Raw genomic sequence first — 1,372 nt, 5'->3', positions numbered from 1 at the left:
GCGAACGCCACGACCCGGGCCAACGGGCGTGGGCGAACGCCACGACCCGGGCCAACGGACGTGGGCGAACGCCACGACCCGGGCCAACGGACGTGGGCGAACGCCACGACCCGGGCCAACGGACGTGGGCGAACGCCACGACCCGGGCCAACGGACGTGGGCGAACGCCACGACCCGGGCCAACGGACGTGCCGTGACAGCCACGCCCACGGGGACGGACGGCCCCCGCCACCCGGCCGCCGCCCCGCACGCCGGGTGAGGTGTCAGCGCACCAGGAAGCGGACCGTGCTCTCCAGGAACGGAAGCTCCAGCACCGGCTTGGGCTCGACGACCAGGGCCAGCAGCGTGATGGCCAGGCCGAGGACCCCGTAGGTGACCATGTCCGTGAAGCGCGAGCGGACTGCGAGCATGCCGACCGACGGCAGCACGCGGCGCAGCACGGCGGCCGCGATGAGCGCCGCGCCGATGGTCAGGCAGCCGATGCGGACGTGCCCGAACGCGGTGAGGAGCAGGCCGACGGCAGTGGCGGCGAGCACGCTGAGCATGGGCCACTGACGGGCCGGCGCGGGCGCGTTCCCGGGCGCGGCCCGGCCGCCGCCCTCGGGCCGCGCGGTGTCCCGCGTAACGGACGGAAACCGCCGCGACCTGCCCCCGCCAGCGCCTTGCCCCCCGGCCGACTCGGCCTCGGCCTTGGCGGCCGGGTCGCTCTTCGAAGCCGGGCCGGCCTTGGCGGCCGGGGTGGCCCCGGCGGCCGCAGCAGCCTTCCCGGCCGGGGCGGTCTTCCCGGCCGGAGCGGCCTTCGTAGCCGAGGTGGCCTTCGTAGCCGGGGTGGCCTTCGTAGCCGGGGTGGCCTTCGTAGCCGCGACGGCCCTCTCGGCCGGAGCGGTCTTCGCAGCCGGGGTGGCCTTCGCGCCCGGGCCCGTCTTGGCGGCCTTGGCGGCCTTGTCGGCCTTGTCGGCCGGGGCAGCCTTGCCGGCCGGCGTGGGCTTCGCGGCGGGACCCGGCTCCGCTGCGCCCGCTGCCTGCGCCGAGTCGCCGTTCGCGGAGCCGGCGGCAGCCCGGCCCCCTGCCGGGGCCTTCCCGACCCGTTCGGCCCCGCCGTTCAGGCCGCCCTCGGCCCTCGCAGCCGGGGCAGCCTCGGCGGCCGCAGCGGCCTTCGCAGCCGGAGCAGTCGTCCCGGCCGGGGCAGATTTGCCGGCCGGCGTGCGCTTCGCAGCCGGAGCGGTCTGCGCAGCGGCCCCCGCCCGCGGCGCCGGCCTCCACCGCCGCCCGGGTCGCCCCCGCCACCAGCTCCGGCGCCCACTGGGCGGCCAAGAACGGCGGCTCGAACGGCCCCCGCGCCCCGGGCGCCGGCGTCAGCTTCGGCTACAAC

1 protein-coding gene is annotated in these 1,372 nt (G+C 78.2%); it reads right to left on the bottom strand.

Going from position 1 to position 1,372, the window contains the following annotated elements; genetic code table 11:
* Positions 1-263: 263 nt before the first annotated feature.
* Complete coding sequence (locus GPJ59_RS38290; RefSeq protein WP_308120699.1) at positions 264-536, bottom strand: DUF3017 domain-containing protein; 273 nt, start codon at positions 534-536, stop codon at positions 264-266.
* Positions 537-1,372: the final 836 nt, after the last annotated feature.

It is taken from the genome of Streptomyces bambusae (assembly GCF_019400985.1).
Taxonomy (GTDB): Bacteria; Actinomycetota; Actinomycetes; order Streptomycetales; family Streptomycetaceae; genus Streptomyces; species Streptomyces bambusae_A.
This window is presented reverse-complemented; position numbering and strand designations above follow the sequence as displayed.